A 23,377-nucleotide genomic window follows, 5' to 3' on the forward strand; every position below is an offset into this window, starting at 1 on the left:
CCGGCCCGACTTGTCACCCTACTAACCCCTGTCCTCTTCCTCCGACTTGGCGGCCGCTCCCGCGGCCGCTCCTTTTTTTGCGGGGACCGGCGCGTTGACAGCGATTTGATACGATCCTCAGTTAGGGACCCGCGCATTTCGTTGGCGCTGCCTGGGCAACTTGCAACGACGAGCGAGGACCGGCCTCCAGCGCAACGATCTCTGAAAGTTGAAGACCGTCGCCAACCAGAGAAAAGAAACAGCTATGCTCGCTATCATAGAGAGATTCCTTTCATGCGCGCCGGGCCCTGGCGCCGGACTGGGCTTTGACCGTCATTTTCCCTCGCCCCATTTCTGAAAGTTTTGGCGCGCGTCGCCCCTATCAAGGAGAAACCTGCTGCGTCGTGCTCGGCGCCGCGGAAGTTTTTGTGACTCTGGCGATCCTTGGAATCGGAAAGCGCGCGGTGACCGGCCGAACGCTTCGCCGCAGTCTCCGCCAACCGAGCACCAGCGCGCTGAGGCTGAGCACGATCACGCTGCCAATGCATGTCCCGATCCAGACGCTCCACACTCCGGCATTACGGAACCAGCCGAAATCCCAATGGTGAGCCGCAGAATACAGCCAGCGACGCCAGCGGAGGCTGTCATCGAGCTTCGCGACGAGCCGCCCTTGCAGCGGATCGAGATAGAACGACGAATGTTTTGCATCCGCGAGATCTACGCGCAGCGCTGGGAGTGGCTTGTCCTCAGCCGTCTGCCGATGATTGGGGTAATAATAGGCGTCGTAGCTGTCGATGAGCTCATGCGCCGCGATCTTCGTCTCTCCGGCGACACGGCCGGCTGCGGCAAGGAGCTCCGCCTCACTGTAAGAACCGATTGTGCCCTGGAGATCGACACGTCGCCGCTCGCCGCGGCGCGTGAGCGCAAAAAGCTTCGCAGCGTCGCCGAGGCGACTCCATTGCAGCTCGAGGACGTCCTCGCTGATCGCAAGCGGCGCGCCAGGCTTCCACTCCCAGATGATCGCCGCCGGTCGCTCACCGCGAAAATGCGAAAGCTCCGCAGGGCTCGTATTGGCGGATGAGAAAATCTGACCGGGATTGGTCGAGAGGAAGCCGCTCGCCGCCCATGACAGAGCAAATGTTCCCCCGAGGAGTCCCGCCCAGAAATGATATTTGAGCCAGAATTCCCGGAACGGCTGCACACGTCCGCCGAGATAGGTTGGCCGGCCGAATAGGCCTGGGCGCCAACGAATCCAGCCGACGACGAGGCCGGTGAGAGCGGCCGTCGCAGCGAGGAAGCCAGCACAACTTAGCGCGCCACGCCGATAATCCGCCGCGCCGATCGAGTCGAGCCAGCGAAAGAGATGCAGCCAGTTCCCAGCATAAGCGACCGCGCGCTGTGTACGCGTGAGCTTCTGCACGACCTCGCCGGTGCGCGCGGAAACGATCACCTGCGTCCCCAAGCCGTCGTCGACAGCGAAGCGATGAAAGGGTTTTAGCGCCTCAGCGTTGCGAAGCCCGATCGGCGCATCGATCGTGCCGATGTAGGAAATATCCGGAGCTTCCTCCGCTTCGACCTCCAACCAAGCGCTAGCGATTCTTTCCGCCTTTTGCGGCGTCACCTCGATCAAGCCGCCATCGATAGCTGAAATCGCGAAACGCTGGCCGCGACCATCCTCTATGATCCAAGCCGGCGTCCCGTCGAGTCGACGCAAACGCGCGTCAGCGAAGCCTGCGTCGTTTCCCGGCTCGCCGCGACGTGCGACGGCGCTCCGCGCGAGCGCTTCGCCAAGCGAAAGCCACCCCTCGCGAGGCTCCAAAGCTTGCGTTCGCAACAACCTGAGCCCAGGGCTGATCGAAGGAGCCTCGACGAAGGCGATGAGCGTCCCGGATGAGATCCATGTCAGCATGAAAAGCGCCAGCGCGACGCCAATCCAACGATGCGCAAAAATGAGCATGACGTTCATGAGCCGATTTTCTTTCGGATGGAGGAGCCGTCCTTGTCGCTCAAAGGAGCATCGGCGAACGGGGCCTCGGCGGCGCTTCCGCGCAGTCCAGTGAGCAGGTCGATGTGCGCGACGTCATCGCCCTCGCCGATCAGCCTGTCGCCGGCGAGCTGTTTGTTCATCTACCTCCATGGACCTTCTTGCCTCCTGCGAGCGCAATCGGGGGAGGTCGATTGCGCTCGCAATGAGCGAAAGCTTCGGGCGAAGCTGGCGGCATTATTCATACATATATACTATGAATATGCAAGCGATAGCCGCAGATTTTAGCTAAATTAGAAGAGCGACAGACTCGCAGTTTGCCATAAATCTATCGGTAACATATATTTACGAGAGCGACGCCCCTGATGCTCCGGTCATCGCCTACGCAACGCGCGCAGAGACTGCGGCCATAGCTCTGCGGCGCATCCGCATGTCCCGCCGCGCTTTTCGCCGACACGGGTTTCGCCCCGCAGCGGGACCGCTACTTCTGCCCGTAAGAGACGCGCCAAATGGCGCCATTGCCGTCTTCTGTCACAAGCAGCGAACCATCGGGCGCAACGGCCGAGTCGACGGGACGGCCCCAAACCTTGGAGTCGTCCTCCGCGAGGACGAAGCCGGTTAGAAAGTCCTCATATTCGCCCGTCGGCGCGCCCTCCTTAAAACGTAGCCGAACGACCTTGTAGCCGGTGCGTTTGGAGCGGTTCCAGGAGCCGTGCAGCGTGACAAAGGCGTCGCCATTGAAGCCTGCCGGAAATTGCGCGCCCTCATAGAAGGTCAACCCGAGCGGCGCGGAATGCGCCTGAATCAGGATGTCCGGCGTGATGACCTTGTCCGCGAGGTCCGGCCGCTCGCCCGCATGGCGTGGATCCTCATGCGCGCCGATGTAATACCAAGGCCAGCCGTAAAAGCCGCCCGGCTTGACGCGCGTCGCATAGTCAGGCGGCAGGTTGTCGCCCAGCATGTCGCGTTCGTTGACGACGCACCAGAGCTCCTCAGTGCCGGGACGCAACCCGAGCCCCGCACAATTGCGAAGGCCCGTGGCGAAGACCCGTCTGTGTCCGCCGTCAGGATCGAAGGCGAGGACGTCGGCGCGGTGATGTTCGGGGCCAAAGCCGGCGCCGAGGCCGTCGGCCTTCTCCAAGACGGCGACTTCTTCGGGAGAGGGACGAACATGTCCTTCGGCGACATTGCTCTTGGAGCCGACGGCGACGTAAAGCGTCTTGCCGTCTCGGGAAAATAGAAGGTCCCGCGTCCAATGGCCTGCGTCGGCCGGAAGATCGTTGATGACGATCTCGCCCTCACCCCCGGCCTTCAGCTGGCCGGCCTGATAGGGGTAGCGGCGCACCTGCGAGGACGTCGAGACATAGAGCCATCGTGGATCGGGGCCAGGAGGATAGAAGGCGAGCCCATAGGGGCGCTCGAGACCGGAAACGAAGACCTCGCTCTGCGGCGCCTCGCCAGAGCGTCTCGCAGGCAAGACGCGCACTTGGCCGCCGTGGCTTTCCGTCACGAAGACGTCGCCGTTCGGAGCCACGCGGATCACCCGAGGGCCGTTGAGCCCAGATGCGAAGAGCTCGACCGAAAAACCGTCCGGGGCCTTGAGCGAGGCGCCCTCGGGGCGCCCGACCACTTGCGAGCGGGAGGCCGCGAGTTCTCCGGCATAAGGAGCGGGAAGATCGGTCGGCGATATCCTGCGCCCCACGCCTGGCGCGTCGGAGCGCCAATCGCCGAGCGCGGCGGCGCCCTCCAGAGCGGATCTGGAGTCGGCTGACGACAATCGAACCGCCGCCAAGCTCAATGCGGCCGAGGCCGCGACCGCCAAAACTCTCAAAGCCGCTCTATCCATAACGCCCCCTCAGCATGAAGATTTTTATATCTATTTAAGAGATATGTAAATAGCACTCCCAAACCGTCAACTCAGACAATGCCTTAGCAAGCTGCCCGTCTGGAGATTCGCCGGCGGCGTCATTTTGCAGTTTATCATATCTTTTAAGTATGATTTAATCGAGACGTCCTAAAACGCAATAGGAGCTCATATGCGACGCCAAGCCATCGTTTCCGCCGTCACCCTTCTCATCGCCGGCGCCCTTCACGCCGACGCCGCCAACGCCGCCTCGCTTCACGAGGCCGCCGCTCTCCTTTCCGCGACAAACGCCAAGACGCTGGAGTTTTCGGGCGCCGGCCATTGGTGGCAATTCGGACAGGCGCCCGTTCCAGGGGGCGCCTGGCCAAAATTCGACGTGACATCATACTCTGCGACGATCAATTTCGACTCCAACGCAGAGCATGTTCAATTCGCCCGCATTCAGGTCCTGGACGGACGTCCGCGCCCGACGCCCACGGAGCAGAAGGCGGACTGGTATGTTTCTGGCGACAAGTCCTGGAATGTCGCGCCCCCGCCGGGCGCTGCGCCCGACGCCGCGCCCGTGGCGATCCCCGCCTTTATCCAGCGCGACGAGCGTGCAGCCGACATCGTGTCGACTCCCCAGGGTTTCCTGAAGGCCGCGCTGGCGAACAACGCGGAATCGAAGGCCTCGGGCGACGGCGTGGAAGTCAGTTTCTCGATCGGCAAGAACCGTTATGTCGGCGTGATTGGCGCCGATAATCACGTCTCCTCGATCAAGACCTGGGTCGACACGCCAGTGCTTGGCGACACGCTGATCGAGACGAGCTTCTCCGGCTATAAGGACTTCGGCGGCCTTGCCTTCCCCAGCGAAATTTCGCGAAACGAGGGCGGTTTCCCAGTGCTGCACATCAATGTCGCGTCCGCGAAGCTGAACGGGCCGGCGGATATTCCCGTTCCGGCTAACATCGCCAGCCTCACAGCCAACCCCGTAACGGTGGCGTCGGAGAAGATCGGCGACGGCGTCTATTATCTGACCGGCGGCACGCATCACAGCGTCGCGGTCGAGGAGAAGGATCACGTCGTGCTCATCGAGGCGCCGCTCAACGAAGACCGTTCGGAGGCGCTGATCAAGAAGATCGGCGAGATCATCCCAGGCAAGCCGATCAAATATGTGATCAACAGCCATGTGCATTTCGATCATTCCGGCGGCTTGCGCACTTTCGCCGACGCCGGCGCGACCATCGTCACGCAGGATCTCAGCAAGGCCTATTATGAGAAGGCCTGGGCGCAACCGAGAACGCTGCGTCCGGATCGACTTGCGCTCTCGAAGAAGGCGGCGAAGTTCGAGACCTACGAACATAATCATACGCTGGGCGACGCCGAGAGGCCGATCGAAATTCGCCACATTGCCGGCAGTGGCCACAGCGACGATCTCGCTTTGGTCTATCTGCCCAAGGAAAAGCTGATCGTTGAAGCGGACGCCTATACCCCCGCAGCCCCGGGCGCTTCGGCGCCGAAGAGTCCCAACCCCTTCTCGGTCAACCTCTATGAGACGATCGAGAAGCTCGGGCTCAATGTCGAGCGCATAGCCGGTCTGCACGGGCGCGTAGCGACGATCGACGAATTACGCGCTGTGATCGGCAAGAAGCAGGCGAGCGTAAACTAGAGCGCGCCCCGATCGCGTGGAATCACGCGATCGAAAAGGACTAGTTTTAGAGCGCGTGCGAAAAGCCGGTTTCCGCCTTCTCGCATCGCGCTCTAGAGCCCCGGACTATATTGGCTCGGTCATCGACTCTCGCCGGCGCTCACCAGCCCCAGCCCGGATAGCCGTAATAGGCCGGGTAGCCGTAGTAGTAATGCGGCTGGCTCGCGGCCGCGATCCCCGCCGCCATCAAGCCCATCGCCGCGCCTGCGAAGATTGCTCCGCTCGGATCGTAACGATAGCCATAGCGATAGGGATAGCGCCGATAGTAGCGGCGATAGACAGAGTCGATAGGATCGGGAAGCCTCAGGCCCGCCTGGCTCGGGACGCTCGCGGGCATGGCGAGAACATCGACAGGAACCGCGGAAATCGAAGTCGCCAGAGCGAGCGCTCCACAAAGGGTCGATTTGAGTTTTGCGTGCATCTTGGCCCCTCCTTCGGGTCAAAGCATCCGGGGCGCCGCCGGTCTGAACGTCGACGCCTTGAGCGCCACGATTAGGATCTAGCGCGCCTAGAGCCGACGTCGAGTCTGCGGCGAGGAAGGGAGCGGGAGGCGAGAGGAAAGAGGAGAGAAGGGAAGCGGCCGCGGCGGGGGCCAAGTCTCGCGCGCGGCGGCTCACGGGGCTCACCGGCAGCGCGTCGAGCCCTTAGATCACGCTGCGTTCAGGCAGTATCGCCTGAACGCAGAAAGCGTGATCGATTCTTACGATTGGAGCGGGTCCTTCGCGCGTCCCCTAAGCGGCCTTTGCTCGCTCGGCGTCAGGCGTCTCCATTGCCCTGAGATAGAGGTCGAGCAAGGACTCATGCTCGTCGCGCTCATCCTTGTCCTGCTTACGCAGACGAATGATCTCCTTGAGCACCTTCACATCGAAACCATCGCCTTTCGCTTCCGCGAAGATTTCCTTCTTGCCCTCGTTGAGGGCCTTAATCTCTTCCTCGACATGCTCAATGCGCTCGACGAATGAGCGAATGCGGTCGCCCGCGATTCCCACGGTATCCATTTTGCGTGACCTCCTGGGTTGGTGCGGGAGGAGGCTATGGCTCCTGGGGTAAGAGAGTCGTTAACTCGCTTCTTGGTCGCGTTTTTCATGGCGAGAGCTTGCATGAATTCCCGATGAACGCCTCATTCACGCGTGGTTCAAGGCGCTCGCGGCACTTTAGGCGCGTCGATCGAAACACGGGTTTCGACAAATGGAGTGCCCAATATGATCCGCGCCGCTCTCTTCACCGTTGCGATTTTGTCGGCCGTCCCGGCCTTCGCGCAAACCGCTGGCGTCGCGCCCGCGAGCAAGCCCGCCGCGCCGATGGCGGCTCCCGCCCATCCGGCCGCGCATGGCGTGGTCGCGCCGCTCGACGTCAACTCCGCGACGCCCGAGCAGCTCGCCAGCGTTAAAGGCCTCGATAAGAGCATGGTCGAGGCGATCGTGAAGGGCCGTCCCTTCAAGAGCCTGGACGAGTTGACCAAGAATAAGATCATTCCCGAGGACGCCTTCGCCAAGGTCAAGGAGCATCTGACCGTCGGCGCGAGCGGGACGATCGCGCACTGATCGAGGAAATTTCGCATCGATCGCAAACGCCGCGACCGCGCGGCGTTTGCTCAACTGCACTCGCTGCGGCGTCGTTCTGGCGGCCCAACGAGAGCTTGAACGTCGCGCCGCCGACAGGGGTGTCCTCAACCCATATCCGGCCCTTCTGCCGCAGGGTCGGATTGAAGCGTATCGCTCGCTATCACGACGACGATGCGCAGGACGGGTTGCAGCGCGCGAAACCTTCGGATCGCCGACACGCTATCTCCATCCGGAAGGCGGCGATCGAGCAGCATGAGCTCGCGAAGCCTTCCTGCTCAAACGATTGCGTTCGAGCGGGAAGCGCGCCGCGGGCTGGCGCGACGATTTCGGCGCAAGGACGTTTCATGGAGAATCTCAATGCCCTCGTTCTCCAGCTTTCCGCGCTCAGGCGAGACTTTCAAACTCCGCGCGCCCGAAGAATCGCACAAAGCGCCAGTAAATTTAGCGCCGCCTGCGGATGATCCTTTCCCAGGTTCTGAATATCGAGGCGGAGCGCTTCCCTTTGGCAATGTTCAGCGCGCCTTAGGTTTTTGTCCCCGCCAAGCTGCAAGAGGATCGCCGCCAGATTCGACAGGTGCTTGGCGTGCTCCGGGTCCGCTTCGTCGATCGTGCGTCCATCGATGACGAGCGCGCGTTCGAGACACATCGCCGCAAGGTCGAGATTATCGCCCCCGCCGATCTCTTTCAGCACGAGCGCGAGATTGGATAGACGGATCGCGACGTGAGGATGATCGGACCCGTTCGCTGCTTCCTCAATCTTCAGCGCGCGAACGAGGCAGGCGGCCGCGAGACCAAGATTCTCGGCTCCGCCCAGCCTCTTGAGGGTCCAAGCGAGGCTCGAGAGGCGCAAGGCGACATAGGGATGCGCTTCTCCTAAAGCCGCTTCCTCGATGCGTAGCGCGCGCTCGAGCAGCGCCCGAGATTGGATGAGGTTGTCGCGCTCGCCGATTTCTTCCCGAGCGGCCGCGAGATTGGCGAGTCTGATCGCGACGATGGGCGCGCCTGCGCCGTGGCGGGCCTCTTCGATCTCCAGCGCTTGGCCATAGAACTCGACGGCTCTTTCGAGATTTTCCCGTCCTCCGAGCCGTCGCAGCGCGAGGGCGAGATCGGACAGGCGCAAAGGCAGTGCGGAACCATCGCCGCGCCCCGCCTGCTCTACCGTCAAGGCTTTTGCAAAGAGCGCAACGGCGCGCGCATTCTCAGCGTCACCGCCTTTATCGGCGTAAAGCGCGGCGATCTCCGCGAGGAGCGACGAAAGCTTCTCGCTTTCGGCGCCGGGGCGGAGCTCGGCGAGAGTGATCGCCTTCTCGAATAGCGCGATCGGAACGGAGACCGCGCTGCCGGCGTCGCGAAAGCTGCGCGCCAGTTCCGCGTGCAGGGAAATGGCTTCTTCCTGCAATCCGCCTGTCGCCGCCGACGCGTCGAGCAGCGCTGTCGCCATCGTCCTCAGGCTTCGCGCTTTTTTCGACAAGGGGTCGCCGGATTGCGCTTCCCTTGCGAGGAGCCTTTGCAGCGCATCCAACAGCGGCTCGACCGCTTCTCGATCTGCGCCTGCGAGGATAATCCTTCGCAACCGCGGATGGATTTCAAAGGCGCTCCTACGAGCCGCCGCCGCATCACCGGCTGAGCGCGCGTCTGAAGCGACGAGCCCGAAGGACTCCAAGATCGCGACCGCTTCATTGAGCTCGTCTTTCGAGAGAGGACGCCATCCCGTCAGTTCGCGCGCGCCAACGTCTTCTGTCCGGCATTTGGGTCGTCGGGCTAAGGCAGTGAAAGCGGTAGCCACGGAGCGCAGAGTCGGCGAAGAGGCCCGCGCTCTGCGGGTTCGAGGCATGAGCGGCAGATAGCTCTCATAAAAAAAAGCTAGCGGCAGAGACCCAGCTCCCAGAAGGGCGGCGCTCTCCATTAGCCTCCCGGCCGCGGGATGGAACTGCTTTGCGGCGCGGATGCTCAGCGCATAGGCGCTCGCGACGACGTCGTCCTTTTCGCCCGCGTCGGCCCTGCCCGCTTCGAGACGGTTGCGATACTCCCCGAAGCCTATCTTCGTCTGCGCGCAATATGCGGCCGCAAGCGCATGCGCCAAAGGGAGGCCTCCGAGAACGTCGCTAAGCGCCTCGGCTTCGCGCCGCTCCTTGAGGAGGCCGCCACAGGCCAGGAGAAAATCGACGCTGGCGTCGCTTGGCCAAGGCTGGATTTCGATGCGCTCTCCGCGTTGCGGCTCACTGTCGAGCGACGTGATCGTCAGGACTCGCGCCGCGCCCGATTGAGGCCAGTAGCGCTCGATGAGCTCGCTCTCGTCGGCGTGATCGAAAATAAAGAGGCAGTCGGCTCCCGCATTGTTGATGAAATCAAGCGCCGACTCGACCAGCTGTTCCTCGGACGCCGGTCGCGCGAGCCCGCTCGTCTCCAAAGCGAGATCCAGGAGATCGGCCCGTAACGTCGCCTCGCTATCCGCGCGCAACCTCCAGATGAGGCGATAGTCGGCGCGTGTGTGTTCAGCATAGGCCGACGCCAGCCAGCTATTGCCGCAGCCGGGGGGACCCCGCAAGACCACGGCGACGACACGATGCGCGTCTCGCTGAAGCACGCGCTCGATCCGATCGATCTGATCGCGGCGCTCGACGCGAAATTTCTGCGTCGATCGGGCGAGATTGGTTCGCGGGCCAGGGCGCGAGGGCGCTGCATGATCTGACGAACGGCTCATGTGCGGCGCAGCGCAACCATCACATCCCATGCGAATTATGCAGCGCTTTCCCTCTCGCGCGATGAGCTGTGGCCTGGCATCGCCGATGCCAAAGAAGTGCGACGGACATCAGCTGTGGCAAATTTGCAACATATCGTCGAGGCTTGGAAGCTAAATCACGCTGTTTGGAATTGGAAGAGTTTCAATTTTCCCGTCTGTTTCAGCCTTTCTATCATTGAATCCCGCAGTTCTTCTATGAGTCTGCATTAATTGTAAAGGTTCCAGCGTAACCGGCGCGGCAATTGATCTCTCCTCATGCTGAACTTAGCATTCACACAGTCGCCATTTTCGGAAACGCAAACGCGATCTGATCTCGAACATGAGGTAGTCCAATGTCTGCCGCCAAGCGTCCCTTGTCCTTACGGTCGTTCAATCGGGATGAACGACGGGTGTTCCGAGCGCCCCTCGATAGACCCAAAAAGGTCGCGGGCGTCGCCGCCGTTCTCGCGTCAGGGGTTGGCGCGGTGGCGGTCGCGGAAAATGCGACCACGACTCTACCGCCTGTGAAAGTCGATGCGCCGAGCGAAAAGCCGCGTCCGCTCGCCGCTCCCAAGGCGAAGCCCGTCGCCATAGCAGCCGCGAAGCCGCGCCGCGCGCACGCGCCGAGTCAGCACGCAACGCATGTCGCGCGTGGCGGCGCCTCGGGACCCGCGAGCGCTTCGACGTCGACGCTCGCCGGCGCGGGGGGCGAGGGGACCGGAGCCGCCGCTACAGGGCCCGTGGGGCCGGCCGACGGCGACCCTTACGCCGATCCGGCCGCGCCCTATAAGGCGAACCGCGTCGCATCGCTGAAGTTCACCGAGCCAATCCTCAACACGCCGCGCACGATCACCGTGCTGACGCAGGAAGTGCTTCAGGACAAGAATGCGACGTCGTTACGTGAAATCGCGCGCAGCACCGCCGGCGTGACGCTTGGCACGGGCGAAGGTGGAAACGCCTTCGGCGACCGCTTCTTCATTCGCGGCTTCGACGCCCGCAACGATGTTTTCGTCGACGGCATCCGCGACCCCGCCGTCAGCGTGCGCGAAACCTTTTACGCCGAGCAGGTCGAAATCCTGCGCGGCCCCGGGTCGACCTTCGCCGGACGCGGCACGGCGGGCGGCGCGGTAAACATCGTCACGAAGCAGGCGACCGATCGGGGAGACTTCTACGACGGGGTCGTGCAGGGCTCGCCCTCCGACGGGACGAAGCGCGTCACGCTCGACGTCAACAAGGTGATCAATCCTGTCCTCGCCGTGCGCCTCAATGGACTGTTTCAGGACGCCAATGTCGCCGGTCGCGGCTATGTCGTGGACGACCGCAATGGCGTCGCGGGCTCCGTAGTCTTCAAGCCCTTCGATAATTTCAAGCTCTCGGCCGAATACAACCATGTGCGGCTGTCCGGGCTTCCAGACTTCGGCGTGCCATACAACCGCATCACCAATCGGCCCTTCACCGAAGGGGTTATCCCGCGCGCCAGCTATTTCGGGCTCGTGAACCGCGACTTCCAGAGAGCCGGGCAGGACTTCGGAACGCTGACCGCCGAATATCGCGTCAACGACGCCGTCCTGCTCACCAATAAGACTCGGCAGGAGCGCGCCGTCCTGAATTATGTCGGAACGCTCGCCGAGTCGCCGACGATCACACCAAATATCATTGGCTCGACCGTCAGCCTCAACCCGCAGAGCCGCTATCAGGTGGCGAATGTGACGGCCAACCAGACCGAGGGCTTGCTCAAATTCGACACCGGCCCAGTCAAGCACGCGGTCGTGCCGGGCGTCGAGATCTCGCGGGAGTTCGTCACCCGCGACACCTACTCGGGGCTGAACTCGGAAGGCTCGGCCGGGGGCTTTAGCGGCTCGGGAAGCCTCACCGCTAATTTGTTCCTGCCGCCCAACGAGCTCCCGGTGCTCATCCAACCCTATCGATCCCTCAACCCGACCTATATCGGCGTCGATACGAAATCCGGCTATCTCATCGAGACCGCCAACTACCAGGACGTCGTGCTGGTCAACGGCGGCGTGCGCTACGACGACTACCACATCACGTCGCGCTCGGCGTCGACCTGGGCGGAGAACAATTCGGGTCTCATCAACTACAATGGGGGCCTCGTCCTCAAGCCGCTTCCCTATGCGAGCCTCTATGCCGCCTATGCGACTTCCGCCAATCCGGTCGGCGCCGAACTCGACGGAAGCGCCGCGAATTACGGAGGCCTCAACGCTGCGGATCAGATCTTTCCGCCGCAATATAATCGGGCCTCCGAGATCGGGACCAAGTGGGAGCTGTTCGACCGGCGCCTGCTCGCGACGGCGGCGCTCTTCAAGACGACCGTCAGCGGCGCGCGCGAGGTGATCGGCGGCGTGACGACGGCCGAGGCAGCCTACCGCATTCAGGGTCTCGATCTCGAAGCCGCCGGAAAGGTCACCGACAAATGGAGCCTCATCGGCGGTCTAGTGCTCATGGATTCTCGCGTGACGAAATCCTACGCCCCGACCAATGTCGGCCTGCAGCTCGCGAACATTGCGCATCAATCCTTCAGCCTGCTCTCGAAATATGAGCTGACCGACATGATCGAAGTCGGCGGCCAGGCGGTCTATGCGTCGAGGATTTACGGGGGCTCCAATTTGGCGGCGAACGGCGCGACGTCGCTGAACGCATCCGGGCTGCCGGCGCCCACGAAGGCCAATCCCTTCATCAATGTTCCGACCGAGCTGCCGTCGCACTGGCGCTTCGACGTCTTCGCCGAAGCCAAGGTCGGGCCGAACATCACCATGAAACTCTTCGTCGCGAACCTCTTCGATCGCACCTACTACGACGCCTTTTATCAGTCGGCCGCGCCCTTCGCGCTAATCGCGCCAGGGCGCAGCGTGACCATCGAAGCGCGCATGCGCTTTTAGAGGGGGCGGCCATTCTCATTCTCGTCCCCAAGGCGCTCGAGCGCGAAGACTTGTCGACCTTCCGCGGCGTCCTGGACGCCGCGGAATGGGAGGATGGCGCCTCAACCGCCGGCGCCAATTCGGCGCGCGTGAAAAGCAACCGTCAGCTTCCAACGGATGGAGAGGCCTCCCGCAGACTCGGTGCGCGTGTCGTCTCGGCGCTGCTCGCCAATCCCGCCTTCGTTTCGGCGGCCATCCCGCTGCGCATCTTCCCCCCGCTCTTCAACCGTTACGACGAGGGCGATCATTTCGATCCGCATGTCGACAACGCCCTTCGGGGCGACGCCATGACCGGCGCGCGCCTTCGCGCCGATCTAGCGGCGACGCTCTTCCTGTCGGAAGCCGAGGAATATGACGGCGGCGAGCTCATCGTCGAGGACCTCTACGGTTCTCGCCGGTTCAAGCCCGCCGCGGGCGACCTCGTGCTTTTCTCCGCCGGCAGCCTGCACATGGTGACGCCGGTCACCCGCGGCGCGCGCTTCGCCGCGTTCCTCTGGCTGCAAAGCATGATCCGCGGCGACGAAGCGCGGGGGCTCGTCCACGATCTCGATCTCTCCATTCAGGATCTGGCGCCGCGCCTGGGCAGAGACGATCTCGACATCCGACGACTTTCGATCGTCTATCACAATCTCATTCGCAGCTGGGGAGAGGCTTGAGCATGCTGCCGCCGCGCTCAAACGCCATAAAGAGGCGCGCATGCTGATCTGCATACCGCAGGTTCTCGGAAAGCCGGAGGTCATCGCGTTTCGCGAGGTCATGGCGAAGGCCGATTGGGAGGACGGCGGAGGGACGGCGGGCCCGCAGTCGATGCTTGTCAAGAACAACGCGCAGTTGCCGCAGGCGAGCGCCGCGGCGCACAAGCTCGGCGAAGGCGTCTTGCAGGCGCTCTCTCGATCCCCGGTTTTCATCTCGGCCGCATTGCCCAAACGCATATTTCCGCCGCTCTTCAATCGCTATGGCGTCGGACAGGGCTTCGGTCTGCACGTCGACAACGCGATACGCGCCACGCCGAACAGCGAGATTCGGATCCGCACCGATCTCTCGGTGACGCTGTTTCTCTCGGAGCCAGAAGACTACGACGGCGGAGAATTGGTGATCGAGGATCGCGTCGGTCAGCAGGAGGTGAAGCTCGGCGCTGGCGATCTTGTCCTTTATCCCTCAACGAGCTTGCATCTCGTGCGCGAGGTCACGCGAGGCGAACGCGTCGCGTCTTTTTTCTGGCTACAAAGCCTGATCCGCGACAATGCGGCGCGCGCTTTGCTTTTCGATCTCGACCGCACAATCCAGTCTCTGACGCAACGATTGGGCGGCGGAGACCCCGCCTGCGTCAAACTCACCGCGACTTACCACAACCTCATCCGGACATGGGCTGAAATATGAAACATCCTGCCGCTCTCTTCATGCTCGCCGCCGCATTTCCGCATGCCGCATTGGCGCAGGCGCCGTCGCGCGCGCTCGACGCAGCCGTTGCGTCCGGCAAGCCGCACGATCTGTCTCTCCTGACGATGTTCGTCAACGCTGACTTCGTCGTGAAGATCGTGATCCTGAGCTTGCTGATCGCGTCGATTGTTACTTGGACCGTGCTCGTCGCCAAGACGATCGAGCTCAAACGCGCGCGCAAGAGCGCGCTCGACGCCATCGCCGCGCTCTCCGCCGCGCGCGGACTGCCTGAAGCGCGTCTTGCGTTGGGCGCCGGCGACAAGCTCCCCAAGGCCTTGCTCGGCGAAGCGACGCGCGAGCTGAAGCTCTCTTCCGACATTCCTTCCGGACCTGGCGTCAAGGAGCGCGTCGCGTCCTGCTTTGGGGAGATCGAACGCGCCGAGGCCCTGTCGATCAAGCGAGGCACGGGGATACTCGCGTCAGTTGGCTCGACAGGGCCGTTCGTCGGTCTGTTTGGCACCGTATGGGGCATCATGGACAGCTTTATCGGCATCTCCAAAGCGCAAACCACCAATCTCGCGGTGGTCGCGCCGGGCATCGCCGAAGCGTTGCTCGCGACCGCGATCGGCCTCTTCGCCGCCATCCCCGCCGTGCTGATCTACAACCACCTTGCGCGCGAGACCGGCGCCTATCTGGAGCTCGTGTCCAATCTATCAGGCGAGCTGCTGCGCATCGTGTCGCGCGATCTCGATCGCAACGAGGCTCGCGCCTCTGGGCAAATTCACGCAGCGGAGTAAGCCGGTGGCCGGACATCTTGCCAAAAACGATCTTCAAGAAACTCACGAGATCAACGTCACGCCTTTCATCGACGTCATGCTCGTGCTGCTCATCATCTTCATGGTCGCGGCGCCGCTTGCGACCGTCGATCTTCCCGTGGAGCTGCCGGCGTCCAACGCTGCGCCGCACGAGAAGCCCGATAAGCCGCTCTATGTCACGATCCAGTCCGATCTCGCGCTCGCGCTCGGCGAGACGCCCGTCAAGCGCGCCGATTTGATCTCCGCGCTGGAGGCGCGCGGCGGCGACAAGAGCAGGCGCATCTATTTGCGCGCCGATACCGCCGTGCCCTATGGCGAGATGATGGCTGTTCTCGAGCGTCTCCGCGCCGGCGGCTATCTCAAGGTGGCCTTGGTGGCGCTCGACGCCGGCGGCGCGAAGGGGCCGTGATGAGCGCGGCGCCCCGTTTTCTCGACGCGCATCAGCCGAGCGGCCGCCTGTGGGGCCTCGCGGCGGCGACGGCCCTTGCGCTGCATCTGACCGCCTTCGCGGCGATGACCGTTAAGCTTCGCGAGGACATCGACGAAGAGGGCGGCGCGCCCGCCATTGAGCTCGCGCTCGAGCCTTCCGCGCCGCGCGACCAGGAGACGCCCGACGCTCCGCCCGGGCCGGAGACGGACGAGTCCGTCGCCGCGACCTCGTCCGTCGCTTCCTCCGAAGCGAAGGAGAGCAAGGAAGAGAAGATCACGCAGACCCAAGCGGAGGATGCGGAGATCACTCGCGAGGAGAAAGCGCTCAAGCCCAACGAGAACGAGAAGGCGCAGCGCGCGCAGCAAGTCCTCTCCAACGAGTCGCAGGCCTCCGAAGCCACCGCTCCGCCGAAGTCGGACGCGCAGGCCGTCTCGGAACGGCCGGCCGCGCCTGTCCATGGCGTCGACGCCAAGGCCAATGCGGCCGTGCTGAGCTGGCAAAAACAACTCGTGGCGCATCTCAACCGCGCCAAGCGATATCCCGCCGGGGGCGCACGCCGCGCGGCCGAGGTCGCGATCTTCTTTTCCATCGATCGCCGCGGCCATGTTCTCGATTATCGCGTGCAGAAGTCGTCGGGCGAAAGCGTCTTCGACGACGCGGCGCTCGCCATGATGAAACGCGCAGACCCTGTTCCACCGCCGCCGCCGGTCATAGCCGACGAGGGACTGACCTTCGAGGTCCCGGTGCAATTTCGCACGGGAAAACATTGAGTAATCGGGTTCGGTGACGCGCGCGAGCTGTCGCCTGACCCGATCGAGGCCGCGTCATAGCGCCATATCGCTTCACCCCATCATGATTGGCGCGCCACATACAGCAGAGTTGCGGCTTCACCGATTGCGCCGTACCATGTTTGCGTGCGCGAAGCGCTTTGGAGAGCATGGCCATGAAAATGTCCAGTCGCCGTTTGTTTCAATTGATCACCGGATTTTTCACGACGCCGCGGGGCGAGACGCCAAGCGTCGCAACCAAAGCGCCGCCGCCCGAGGCCGAGCCGCAGAGCGGGGCGCTGTCTATGGCGGCCTTTTTCATGCGGCTTCGGCAAGAAGAGACATTGCGCGCGCGCTTTGTGCGCGATCCGCGCGGAGTTTTGCGCGAGCACGGTATCGATCCACCGCCGTTCCAATTGGCGGATCGGCTTGACGAAACGGAGTTCAAGCACTTGCTCGCGACCTGGACCGCGAGCGCGCTTGCAGCCGTCAACCTCGCGAGATCGGCGACGATGACAAAGTCGCTACCGAATTCATTGACGGCTTCGAGGGTGCGATTGCCTTTTTCGAAGGCGGGCTTGAGATGCTGAGGATTGCTGAAGCCCGCATCCTCTGCGCCGCTTCAGTCCTGGAAGTCGAGGAACGCGAAGCACCCGCGGCCGCTCTTGCGCTTGCGGAGCGCGGCCGATAAACGCCCGCAAAAGCTCGATCACGGTGACGCCTGATCCGGAACCGGCCAGCCACAGGGGCGCCTGGCTTTTGGAACGATGCGCGGCCCGCGCCCTGGCCGGGAACGAGGCGGCAATGAGTCTCATGGAGACGTTCGCCAAGAGCGCCGAACGCCTGGGCGGACAACACATCATCGACGACTATCGCGCCAAGTTGAGGCGCCGCTTCAATTAGGCGCAGCAGGATCCTGTCTTCGCCGAATCAGTCACTTACAATGCAAACAAGACGGCGTGTCACCTTCGCCGCCCGCAAAGACGCCGCGACCCCGGATTACGGGCGCGGCGTTTTTTATCCGCGGGCGCTTCGGCTGGCGCCGCATCGTTTCTCGGCCCTGTTACCAGCCCCAGCCGCCATAGACGGGATAGCCGTAATACCCTGGATATCCGTAGTAGTAGCGCGGTTGACTTGCGGCTGCGACGCCCGCCGCCATGAGGCCCATCGCCGCGCCTGCGAAGATCGCGCCGCTCGGGTCATAGCCATAACGATAGTAGCGCCTGTGGTAGCGTCGATAATGCACATAGTCGACCGGAGCAGGCTGCCGCAGGCTCGCTTGGTCCGCGAGGCTCGCTGGACCGGCGAGAGCCTCGACCGGGGCCCCAAAAACAGCTGTCGCCACGCACAGCACCCCGCAAAGAGCGGAATTAAATTTCCCACGCATTTTGGCGCCTCCTCCGGCTAATGGGGTTCGCGTTACTGCCCGCACACAGTGCCCCTTTGTGATCCACTGCATCTGTCAACTTCCCGTCGTTTCGAAGGCAAAATCCAGGGCGGCAGCCACGCGCCTAGTAGTAGTGCCGCACAGGAGCGGTCGCCGCTCCAATGACTGCGCCTGTCGCAGCTCCTAGTGCCGAATAGGCCAAGACCGGTGCGGCAAGGCCGCCGGTAGCCACGGTGCCGATTGCCGCACCGCCGAGGCCGCCAATCACAGCGCCGCCCGCCGCCCGTTCGCCGGGCGTGTAGCAGCCGACAAGCGGCAGCGTAACCATCAGCATCGCGGCGACAAGAAGTGGCTTTTTCAGCGATCCAGTGAAAGCGAGACTGGTCATTGGCGCTCCTATGTTTGTTGTAGTTTCGACCGTCGCAGAGCGGGACCTCGCTTAGGACAAACCAAGCAGTTTTGCGGGAATGGCACTGGGCGGCGGTTCCTCTACAAACGGTTTATGATACACCATGTATCTCAATGGGCGGTTGGTCAAGCGTTATGATACATCAGGTATCGCGATGAAAGATCGCCGCGCCTCTGGCCTCCGAAATTATCCTTGCCGGCAGAGTGCTTCTCCGCTCGCATGCGCAGCCTCGGCGTGCGCTCAGTCTTCGCGACCTGCGACTGCGGCCGGGCCGGTGGCGAGCCACTCCGATGCCGTGACGGTCCCCTCCTGCGCTGGCGCCTCCGCTGCTCGAGCTGTGGCGCTCAGCCCAACGACGTGTGGCCGGACTGGCGCGAGCATCGGGCGTATCGGACTTCGCGCGCTATCTGCGCAAGATGCGCGGTTCTAACCCCGTGGCGAAGGGCATGCGTGCGCCGTTAGCAAGCCCTGTCCTCCAGACAGACAAGACGATGATTTTACCTCGAAGGCCCGATATTCGCCGAAGGCCGCTCAACTCCTTGAGGTGAAGGGGCTGGGGCTGCAGAAGGCGCCGGTGGAGGCGATGCAACGGGTGGCGCAATATGGGCTGTAGGGCTTTCGCTGCTGTCCACCGTTCCCGGATTCGCGTCCTCCGCCTGGGTTCCCTTAGCGGCGTTTTCGGCCGCAGTGGGAGCCGGCGGGGGGGCGCTCGAGGTCGTCGCGGCGGGTTGCGCCCGTCGAGTCGCTTCAATTAAGCGAATCTTGGCTTTTTCGGTCTGCGCCCGGAGGGATTGCAGGGCGGAGGCGACCTGCTCCTCGAGCGCTTCGCGTACTTGCACGACCGGTTCGGTCGGCCCCGTATAGACGCCGAGCGCGAAACAGAACGTCCCGACGAGGAGCAGGGTGACGATCCTGACAAATCTGCGGATCATTCTGGGCCTCCTTCGCGACAACAAGCTGTTCGCGACTAAAGGGGACCCTGTTTGTGGGGCGGAAGTTGGGCGCGAGGCTTAACCTCGATGTTCTGGGGGCAGCCTCATCGTTCAGCGTCGGGCTTGGGGTCGGGAAGGAGGCAAGAGCGTCGCGCTCCGCCGTCAAAATTCGCAGGAGTTCGGGGGCAGCTTTTCCGTAAAATTTCCGTATAGAGCCCTGGGCCGGCCCGATTTGCAATCTAACGCATTGAAATTTTTGGCGCTCCCTAGGGGACTCGAACCCCTGTTTTCGCCGTGAGAGGGCGACGTCCTAGACCGCTAGACGAAGGGAGCGGAGGGAGGCTCTATAGCGGCTAGGCCCCGGCGGAGCAAGCACAGAGGCGAAAACGTTTGTCGAGCGATTTTGGGAGCGTCTGAAGGAGCCGCGAACCCATAGCGAGATTTTCGTTTTCGCGCCGTTGCTTCTGGCGATTGCTGAGCAATATAGGGCCAAAAGAGAGACGCGGCGAAAGCGCCCAAGGCGCGGCAAGGGAGGAAGCTCATGCAACGACGCCAGTTTATGATCGGCGCGATGGCTCTCGCGTTCAGCCAGGGGATGGCCGTTCCGGTCGCGTTCGCCGCCGGCGACCATGTCGCCCAGGCCATAGATCAGATCGCCAAGGCGATACCTTACGGAGAGCAGCCGCATCATAGCTCCTCTTTCGTCCAGCACATCGACAATGCGATTGATCACGCGGTAATGGCGCAAAGGACGCGCCCGAGCGCGAACGTCAAGCGAGCGATCGCTCTGCTGCGCCGCGCGCGCAGGACGGCCTATGGGACGCATATGCTGAGCTATTCGCGTCGGGCCGCCCGCTACGCGCAGAAAGCGCTCGCCGACTTGCAAAAGGGCTAGCAAGGCCCGCGGGCGAGTTCTCCAGGAGCGCAATGGCTCGGCTCACGTGCGACTCCCAGGATCCTCGCCATGATGTCGTTGCCCGCTGACGTGGGTTGAAGCCCGTGGCGCGCCGGATGCGCCGCGGAGCATCTCAGTCCAGATGAGCAACCACGACGACACGTTTGATTTCGCCTTTCAGGAAGGCTTGCAGAAAGCTGTTATAGTCCCTGAAGACGATGCATCCGTGCGACTCGCCTCCCGACCCGAGCATATAGGTGTGCGCGAGGAACCCGTCCCTCCCAAATTCCGGGGCGTCGCCGATGGGCGTGAGACGCAAAGCCCGCACGCCATAGAACAGCTCCCCGAGGAGTGAAAGCTGGTAAACATTGGGCGGCGTCGCGCCGCGATTTCGCTGATTCACGTAACGCGGGTTATCGCGCAGAGCGCCCAGCCCGGAGTGGGCCTCCAGCGTTTTTCCACTCGGCAAATAAACCCTGTGCGCCGCGATGTCGTAAACCGCGGTCCGAGGACCATAGCGATCCTTCGGGGCCAGCGGGGGCATTTCCGGCAGGACGATCTTCTCGCGGGGCGGCTCCCAGAGACTGACCGGGAAGCGGATAGGCCCAAACAGGCCGAGCATGACCCCGATCGTGACGACCGGGAGACTAAGAAGAAGGACCGTTTCCGCGACTTTGAAGGCGGGAGCGGCGTCGCGAACGCAAATCCATAGGGCTCCCGCCAGCAGAACTCCCCCAGAGATCAGCAGGCTGAGGTGCTGCCCATCCATGAGACTCTCCACCACGCGTCATGATCTCGGCAAAGCTAGAGCAACCGGCTCTCCCAGGGAAGCCCAGCAGTTCATTTTTCCTGTAGTGTCTATCGGAAAAAACAGCAGCTGCCGAGCCGGATCCCCGGCATCTCCTCAGTTGGGACACGCTCTCCCACCAAATCCGCCGCCATCGAAAGCGTCGCCCGCGGATCTGCGTTATGTTTAATTTTATTTATATTTATCAATGTATTATAGACAATCAGCCGCACCCTCGGTCGAAGTCGAAATTGCATTCGCCGCGTGGCGCGACGGCTTGGCGTCGAGATACACCCATTTGTCAGTCGTGGCCCGCCGCCTGTTCCGTTTGCGCTGAAGGAAAGGAGTTTCCTATCCAGAGCGTATATTACGACGAATCGCATCTCCGATGATCATCGGCGTCGCCCCTTTCGCAGCGCGAGCCGCGTCCAATCGATTCATCATGTCACAACGGACGCTCCTATCTCGTCTTGGGCAGAGAAACACAATCTTCGAAAGTGAGAGAGCCATGCAGCCCCGCCTGAACCCATACGAGATCGCGCCGCAGACCATGCAGCCCATGCTCGACCTCGAAGCTCAAGTGAAGAAGAGCGGACTCGAGCTCGGCCTGATCGAGCTCGTGAAGACGCGCGCTTCGCAGATCAACGGCTGCGCATACTGCATTCATATGCACACCAGGGACGCCCGAGCGAAGGGCGAAAGTGAGGAGCGTCTTTATCTCCTCGACGCCTGGCGCGAGTCGCCGCTCTACAGCCCGCGCGAGCGCGCGGCGCTCGCCTGGACGGAAGCGCTGACCCTGGTGTCGCAGACCCACGCGCCGGACGAGGACTACGAACAATTGAGCGCGCAGTTTTCGGTCCAGGAGCGGGTCAAGCTCACGCTCCTGATCGCCACCATCAATGCCTGGAACCGGATCGCTATCGGCTTTCGCTCCCTCCACCCGGTCGGAACCGGCCATGCCGGCGCCTGAGCCGACGCCAGCATCCGCAGCCGCCGAGGGGGTCGCGATCGACCCCGCGACCTCCTTCCGCCCCCTGCGTTCGCGGCTCATGGGGATCGCCTATCGGATGCTCGGCTCCGTCGCTGACGCCGAAGACATCGTCCAGGACGCCTATGTGCGTTGGCACGCGGCAGAGCGCAGCGAAATCCGCGTTCCGGCCTCCTATCTCGCCCGCGTCGTAACGCGTCTCTGCCTCGATCATTTGAAATCTGCGCGCGTGCGGCGCGAAAGCTATGTCGGCCCCTGGCTGCCGGAACCGCTGATCGCCTCGCCTGAGCAAGAGGGCGCCGACACGCAGGAGGTGTCGCTCCTGCTCATGCTGGTGTTGGAGCGGCTGTCGCCGCTGGAGCGCGCGGCTTTCCTCCTGCACGACCTGTTCGACCTTTCCTTCAACGAGATCGCCGAGACGCTCGAGCGCGAAGCGAGCGCATGCCGCCAGCTTGCGGCGCGCGCCCGCAAGCGCGTCCGCGACACGCGGCCGCGTTTCGCCTTGAACTCTGACGAAGGCCCGCGCATCGCCGACGCCTTCTTCGAAGCCTCGCGCACCGGCAATGCCGACGCGCTGCGACAACTCCTTGCCGAGGCGGTCGTCGCCTACACCGACGGCGGTGGGCGAAGGCCCGCGGCCCTCAACCCAATCCTGGGCCGGGACCGGGTCGCGCGGATGTTCCTCGGCCTTGCGCGAAAATCCGCTTATCTGCAGCCGCCGATCCTGCGCCGCGGTTTCATCAACGCGCTGCCGGGGTTCGTCACGGTCGAACGCGGCGGCGTGCTGCAGACGACGGCGCTCCTGATCGAGAACGCGCTTATCGCCAGAATCTACATCGTCCGGAATCCGGACAAGCTCCGGCATTTATCGACAGGCGAGCCGCTCAGTGGAACGTAGCAAGATTCTCTCACGCGGCGTTCGCCGCGGCCTAACTGTCAGCCCTTGAGGAGCCGCCATCACCTCGAAGAAAAGGAGCACGCACTTGAAGAGCCGACTCTTGATCGCGACAGCGGCGGCGTTGACGCTGGCGGCCACCGGCGCTCCCCACGCGGGAGATCATGCCGCCGAGCACGACGCGGCCGTCGACGCGAAGCCAGACTTTGCCGGGCTGATCCCGAATATCCCCGGCAAGTCGCTGAAGACCGTGATCGTCAATTATGGCCCTGGCGGCGCCTCCGCCCCCCACCGGCATGCAAGCTCCGCCTTTATTCTCGCCTATGTCCTGGAAGGCGAGGTTCGTAGCTCCGTGAATGGCGAGCCTCCGCGCATCTTTAGGGCTGGGGAACATTGGACCGAGAATCCCGGCGACGTCCACGGCGTCAGCGAGAATGCGAGCAAGACCAAGCCGGCTAAGCTGCTCGCGATCTTCGTCCTAGACAGCGACGACAATGATCTCACCAGGCCTGATGTGCAAAGAGAGCCGCCATGACGCTAGTCGACGGCTTGTTCGGGGGCGGCCACGCCTATGGCTCTCTTTTCGATCAGGCTGGCCGATCGGAAACATTTGCGCGCGATCTCGCTCATCGCGCGTTTCTCTGCGGCCTTTCGAGAACTGCTTTGCCACTGTGGCGCAAATGCCACATATGATAAGAAATCGTCATTGAGCGAGAGGGAGATCTAGACCGAATTGCAGTGATTTGCGCCTCGCGGCGTCAGGAGGAGAATGCGCCGCCGCCTCGTTGAAACAATCTGTGGCCGGGCGCGCGCCTCAAACCCAGATCCCTCTATAATATGTTGAATTTACTATGTTACGTCCGCACATCGGCTAGGACTCCAACGCCGGCTCTGCACCGAGGGCTGCACAGCCCCGGCGTTTCCATCGGGACTTTTTCCCGATTTTTGCGGGAAT

Annotated in this window: 20 protein-coding genes, 1 tRNA gene and 1 pseudogene; 12 read left to right on the forward strand and 10 right to left on the reverse strand. The window is 62.8% G+C overall.

The annotated features are described in order from the left end of the window. Positions 1-361: 361 nt before the first annotated feature. The 3 genes from QMG80_RS18700 to QMG80_RS18710 form a co-directional block, all read right to left on the reverse strand. Positions 362-1,945, reverse strand: a complete 1,584-nt coding sequence (locus tag QMG80_RS18700; protein ID WP_245300058.1) for a PepSY domain-containing protein — start codon at positions 1,943-1,945, stop codon at positions 362-364. After that, complete coding sequence (locus QMG80_RS18705) at positions 1,942-2,106, reverse strand: formaldehyde-activating enzyme (protein WP_158658598.1); 165 nt, start codon at positions 2,104-2,106, stop codon at positions 1,942-1,944. The genes QMG80_RS18700 and QMG80_RS18705 overlap by 4 nt, the downstream gene beginning before the upstream one ends. Before the next feature lie 338 nt (positions 2,107-2,444). Then, complete coding sequence (locus QMG80_RS18710; protein WP_245300059.1) at positions 2,445-3,740, reverse strand: PQQ-dependent sugar dehydrogenase; 1,296 nt, start codon at positions 3,738-3,740, stop codon at positions 2,445-2,447. A 259-nt stretch (positions 3,741-3,999) separates the two neighbouring features. Here QMG80_RS18710 and QMG80_RS18715 point away from each other — a divergent pair, with 259 nt between their 5' ends. Further along, positions 4,000-5,475 (forward strand): MBL fold metallo-hydrolase, encoded by a 1,476-nt coding sequence (locus tag QMG80_RS18715; protein WP_085770541.1) that lies wholly within the window; start codon positions 4,000-4,002, stop codon positions 5,473-5,475. A gap of 139 nt (positions 5,476-5,614) precedes the next feature. Here QMG80_RS18715 and QMG80_RS18720 read toward each other — a convergent pair whose 3' ends face one another. Together QMG80_RS18720 and QMG80_RS18725 are read right to left on the reverse strand one after the other, a co-directional pair. Then, positions 5,615-5,935, reverse strand: coding sequence for a hypothetical protein (locus QMG80_RS18720; RefSeq protein WP_085770542.1), 321 nt, complete (start codon positions 5,933-5,935; stop codon positions 5,615-5,617). A gap of 310 nt (positions 5,936-6,245) precedes the next feature. Next, positions 6,246-6,512 carry a DUF2312 domain-containing protein gene (locus QMG80_RS18725; protein WP_085770543.1) on the reverse strand — a complete coding sequence of 89 codons (267 nt, stop codon included), beginning with the start codon at positions 6,510-6,512 and terminating at the stop codon, positions 6,246-6,248. A 204-nt stretch (positions 6,513-6,716) separates the two neighbouring features. On the opposite strand from QMG80_RS18725, the gene QMG80_RS18730 reads away from it, so the two are divergent. Then, positions 6,717-7,058: a ComEA family DNA-binding protein gene (locus QMG80_RS18730; protein WP_085770544.1), complete on the forward strand. Its 342-nt coding sequence runs from the start codon at positions 6,717-6,719 to the stop codon at positions 7,056-7,058. A 418-nt stretch (positions 7,059-7,476) separates the two neighbouring features. Here the strand turns inward: QMG80_RS18730 and QMG80_RS18735 are convergent, their stop codons facing one another. Beyond that, complete coding sequence (locus QMG80_RS18735) at positions 7,477-9,783, reverse strand: tetratricopeptide repeat protein (protein WP_158658599.1); 2,307 nt, start codon at positions 9,781-9,783, stop codon at positions 7,477-7,479. Positions 9,784-10,154: 371 nt separating this feature from the next. Between QMG80_RS18735 and QMG80_RS18740 the strand changes: the two genes are divergently transcribed. From QMG80_RS18740 to QMG80_RS18765, 6 genes are read left to right on the forward strand one after another with little or no spacing between them, the layout of a single operon-like run. Then, on the forward strand, positions 10,155-12,698 hold the full coding sequence (locus tag QMG80_RS18740; protein ID WP_085770546.1) for a TonB-dependent receptor: 2,544 nt from the start codon (positions 10,155-10,157) through the stop codon (positions 12,696-12,698). Between the two features lie 11 nt (positions 12,699-12,709). After that, complete coding sequence (locus QMG80_RS18745; RefSeq protein ID WP_085770547.1) at positions 12,710-13,393, forward strand: Fe2+-dependent dioxygenase; 684 nt, start codon at positions 12,710-12,712, stop codon at positions 13,391-13,393. 40 nt (positions 13,394-13,433) lie between these two features. Then, complete coding sequence (locus tag QMG80_RS18750) at positions 13,434-14,117, forward strand: Fe2+-dependent dioxygenase (RefSeq protein ID WP_085770548.1); 684 nt, start codon at positions 13,434-13,436, stop codon at positions 14,115-14,117. Continuing rightward, entirely contained in the window at positions 14,114-14,914 is an 801-nt protein-coding gene (gene exbB, locus QMG80_RS18755; RefSeq protein ID WP_085770549.1) for a tonB-system energizer ExbB, read from the forward strand. Before QMG80_RS18750 ends, exbB begins: the two co-directional genes overlap by 4 nt. 4 nt (positions 14,915-14,918) lie before the next feature. Further along, positions 14,919-15,341 (forward strand): TonB system transport protein ExbD, encoded by a 423-nt coding sequence (gene exbD / locus QMG80_RS18760; RefSeq protein WP_085770550.1) that lies wholly within the window; start codon positions 14,919-14,921, stop codon positions 15,339-15,341. Continuing rightward, complete coding sequence (locus tag QMG80_RS18765) at positions 15,341-16,132, forward strand: TonB family protein (RefSeq protein ID WP_085770551.1); 792 nt, start codon at positions 15,341-15,343, stop codon at positions 16,130-16,132. Before exbD ends, QMG80_RS18765 begins: the two co-directional genes overlap by 1 nt. A 1,060-nt stretch (positions 16,133-17,192) precedes the next feature. Here the strand turns inward: QMG80_RS18765 and QMG80_RS18770 are convergent. The 3 genes from QMG80_RS18770 to QMG80_RS18780 all read right to left on the reverse strand — a co-directional run bounded on the left by QMG80_RS18770 (position 17,193) and on the right by QMG80_RS18780 (position 19,190). Further along, positions 17,193-17,516, reverse strand: a complete 324-nt coding sequence (locus QMG80_RS18770; protein WP_158658600.1) for a hypothetical protein — start codon at positions 17,514-17,516, stop codon at positions 17,193-17,195. A 124-nt stretch (positions 17,517-17,640) separates the two neighbouring features. Beyond that, positions 17,641-17,904, reverse strand: a complete 264-nt coding sequence (locus tag QMG80_RS18775) for a YMGG-like glycine zipper-containing protein (protein WP_085770554.1) — start codon at positions 17,902-17,904, stop codon at positions 17,641-17,643. Between the two features lie 1,210 nt (positions 17,905-19,114). Continuing rightward, positions 19,115-19,190: transfer RNA gene (locus QMG80_RS18780), tRNA-Glu, on the reverse strand. A 208-nt stretch (positions 19,191-19,398) separates the two neighbouring features. Between QMG80_RS18780 and QMG80_RS18785 the strand changes: the two genes are divergently transcribed. After that, positions 19,399-19,752 carry a small metal-binding protein SmbP gene (locus tag QMG80_RS18785; RefSeq protein ID WP_158658601.1) on the forward strand — a complete coding sequence of 118 codons (354 nt, stop codon included), beginning with the start codon at positions 19,399-19,401 and terminating at the stop codon, positions 19,750-19,752. Positions 19,753-19,885: 133 nt separating this feature from the next. On the opposite strand, the pseudogene QMG80_RS18790 reads toward QMG80_RS18785, so the two are convergent. After that, positions 19,886-20,260, reverse strand: a pseudogene (locus QMG80_RS18790) (DUF2778 domain-containing protein); the annotation flags it as partial. A 787-nt stretch (positions 20,261-21,047) separates the two neighbouring features. Between QMG80_RS18790 and QMG80_RS18795 the strand changes: the two are divergent. The 3 genes from QMG80_RS18795 (at position 21,048) to QMG80_RS18805 (ending at position 22,957) form a co-directional block, all read left to right on the forward strand. Next, positions 21,048-21,509, forward strand: a complete 462-nt coding sequence (locus QMG80_RS18795; protein ID WP_085770557.1) for a carboxymuconolactone decarboxylase family protein — start codon at positions 21,048-21,050, stop codon at positions 21,507-21,509. Continuing rightward, positions 21,496-22,425 carry a sigma-70 family RNA polymerase sigma factor gene (locus QMG80_RS18800; RefSeq protein ID WP_085770558.1) on the forward strand — a complete coding sequence of 310 codons (930 nt, stop codon included), beginning with the start codon at positions 21,496-21,498 and terminating at the stop codon, positions 22,423-22,425. Before QMG80_RS18795 ends, QMG80_RS18800 begins: the two co-directional genes overlap by 14 nt. An 85-nt stretch (positions 22,426-22,510) precedes the next feature. Further along, positions 22,511-22,957, forward strand: coding sequence for a cupin domain-containing protein (locus tag QMG80_RS18805; RefSeq protein ID WP_085770559.1), 447 nt, complete (start codon positions 22,511-22,513; stop codon positions 22,955-22,957). Positions 22,958-23,377 lie beyond the last annotated feature (420 nt).

Source organism: Methylocystis bryophila, from assembly GCF_027925445.1.
GTDB classification, from domain to species: domain Bacteria; phylum Pseudomonadota; class Alphaproteobacteria; order Rhizobiales; family Beijerinckiaceae; genus Methylocystis; species Methylocystis bryophila.

Excerpts from the sequence above, each read along its gene's own strand:
- QMG80_RS18700 (WP_245300058.1), bottom strand. The coding sequence starts at position 1,945 with ATGAACGTCATGCTCATTTTTGCGCATCGTTGGATTGGCGTCGCGCTG.
- QMG80_RS18705 (WP_158658598.1), bottom strand. The coding sequence starts at position 2,106 with ATGAACAAACAGCTCGCCGGCGACAGGCTGATCGGCGAGGGCGATGAC.
- QMG80_RS18715 (WP_085770541.1), top strand. The coding sequence starts at position 4,000 with ATGCGACGCCAAGCCATCGTTTCCGCCGTCACCCTTCTCATCGCCGGC.
- QMG80_RS18720 (WP_085770542.1), bottom strand. The coding sequence starts at position 5,935 with ATGCACGCAAAACTCAAATCGACCCTTTGTGGAGCGCTCGCTCTGGCG.
- QMG80_RS18725 (WP_085770543.1), bottom strand. The coding sequence starts at position 6,512 with ATGGATACCGTGGGAATCGCGGGCGACCGCATTCGCTCATTCGTCGAG.
- QMG80_RS18730 (WP_085770544.1), top strand. The coding sequence starts at position 6,717 with ATGATCCGCGCCGCTCTCTTCACCGTTGCGATTTTGTCGGCCGTCCCG.
- QMG80_RS18735 (WP_158658599.1), bottom strand. The coding sequence starts at position 9,783 with ATGAGCCGTTCGTCAGATCATGCAGCGCCCTCGCGCCCTGGCCCGCGA.
- QMG80_RS18740 (WP_085770546.1), top strand. The coding sequence starts at position 10,155 with ATGTCTGCCGCCAAGCGTCCCTTGTCCTTACGGTCGTTCAATCGGGAT.
- QMG80_RS18750 (WP_085770548.1), top strand. The coding sequence starts at position 13,434 with ATGCTGATCTGCATACCGCAGGTTCTCGGAAAGCCGGAGGTCATCGCG.
- exbB (WP_085770549.1), top strand. The coding sequence starts at position 14,114 with ATGAAACATCCTGCCGCTCTCTTCATGCTCGCCGCCGCATTTCCGCAT.
- QMG80_RS18765 (WP_085770551.1), top strand. The coding sequence starts at position 15,341 with ATGAGCGCGGCGCCCCGTTTTCTCGACGCGCATCAGCCGAGCGGCCGC.
- QMG80_RS18770 (WP_158658600.1), bottom strand. The coding sequence starts at position 17,516 with ATGCGTGGGAAATTTAATTCCGCTCTTTGCGGGGTGCTGTGCGTGGCG.
- QMG80_RS18775 (WP_085770554.1), bottom strand. The coding sequence starts at position 17,904 with ATGACCAGTCTCGCTTTCACTGGATCGCTGAAAAAGCCACTTCTTGTC.
- QMG80_RS18785 (WP_158658601.1), top strand. The coding sequence starts at position 19,399 with ATGCAACGACGCCAGTTTATGATCGGCGCGATGGCTCTCGCGTTCAGC.
- QMG80_RS18795 (WP_085770557.1), top strand. The coding sequence starts at position 21,048 with ATGCAGCCCCGCCTGAACCCATACGAGATCGCGCCGCAGACCATGCAG.
- QMG80_RS18800 (WP_085770558.1), top strand. The coding sequence starts at position 21,496 with ATGCCGGCGCCTGAGCCGACGCCAGCATCCGCAGCCGCCGAGGGGGTC.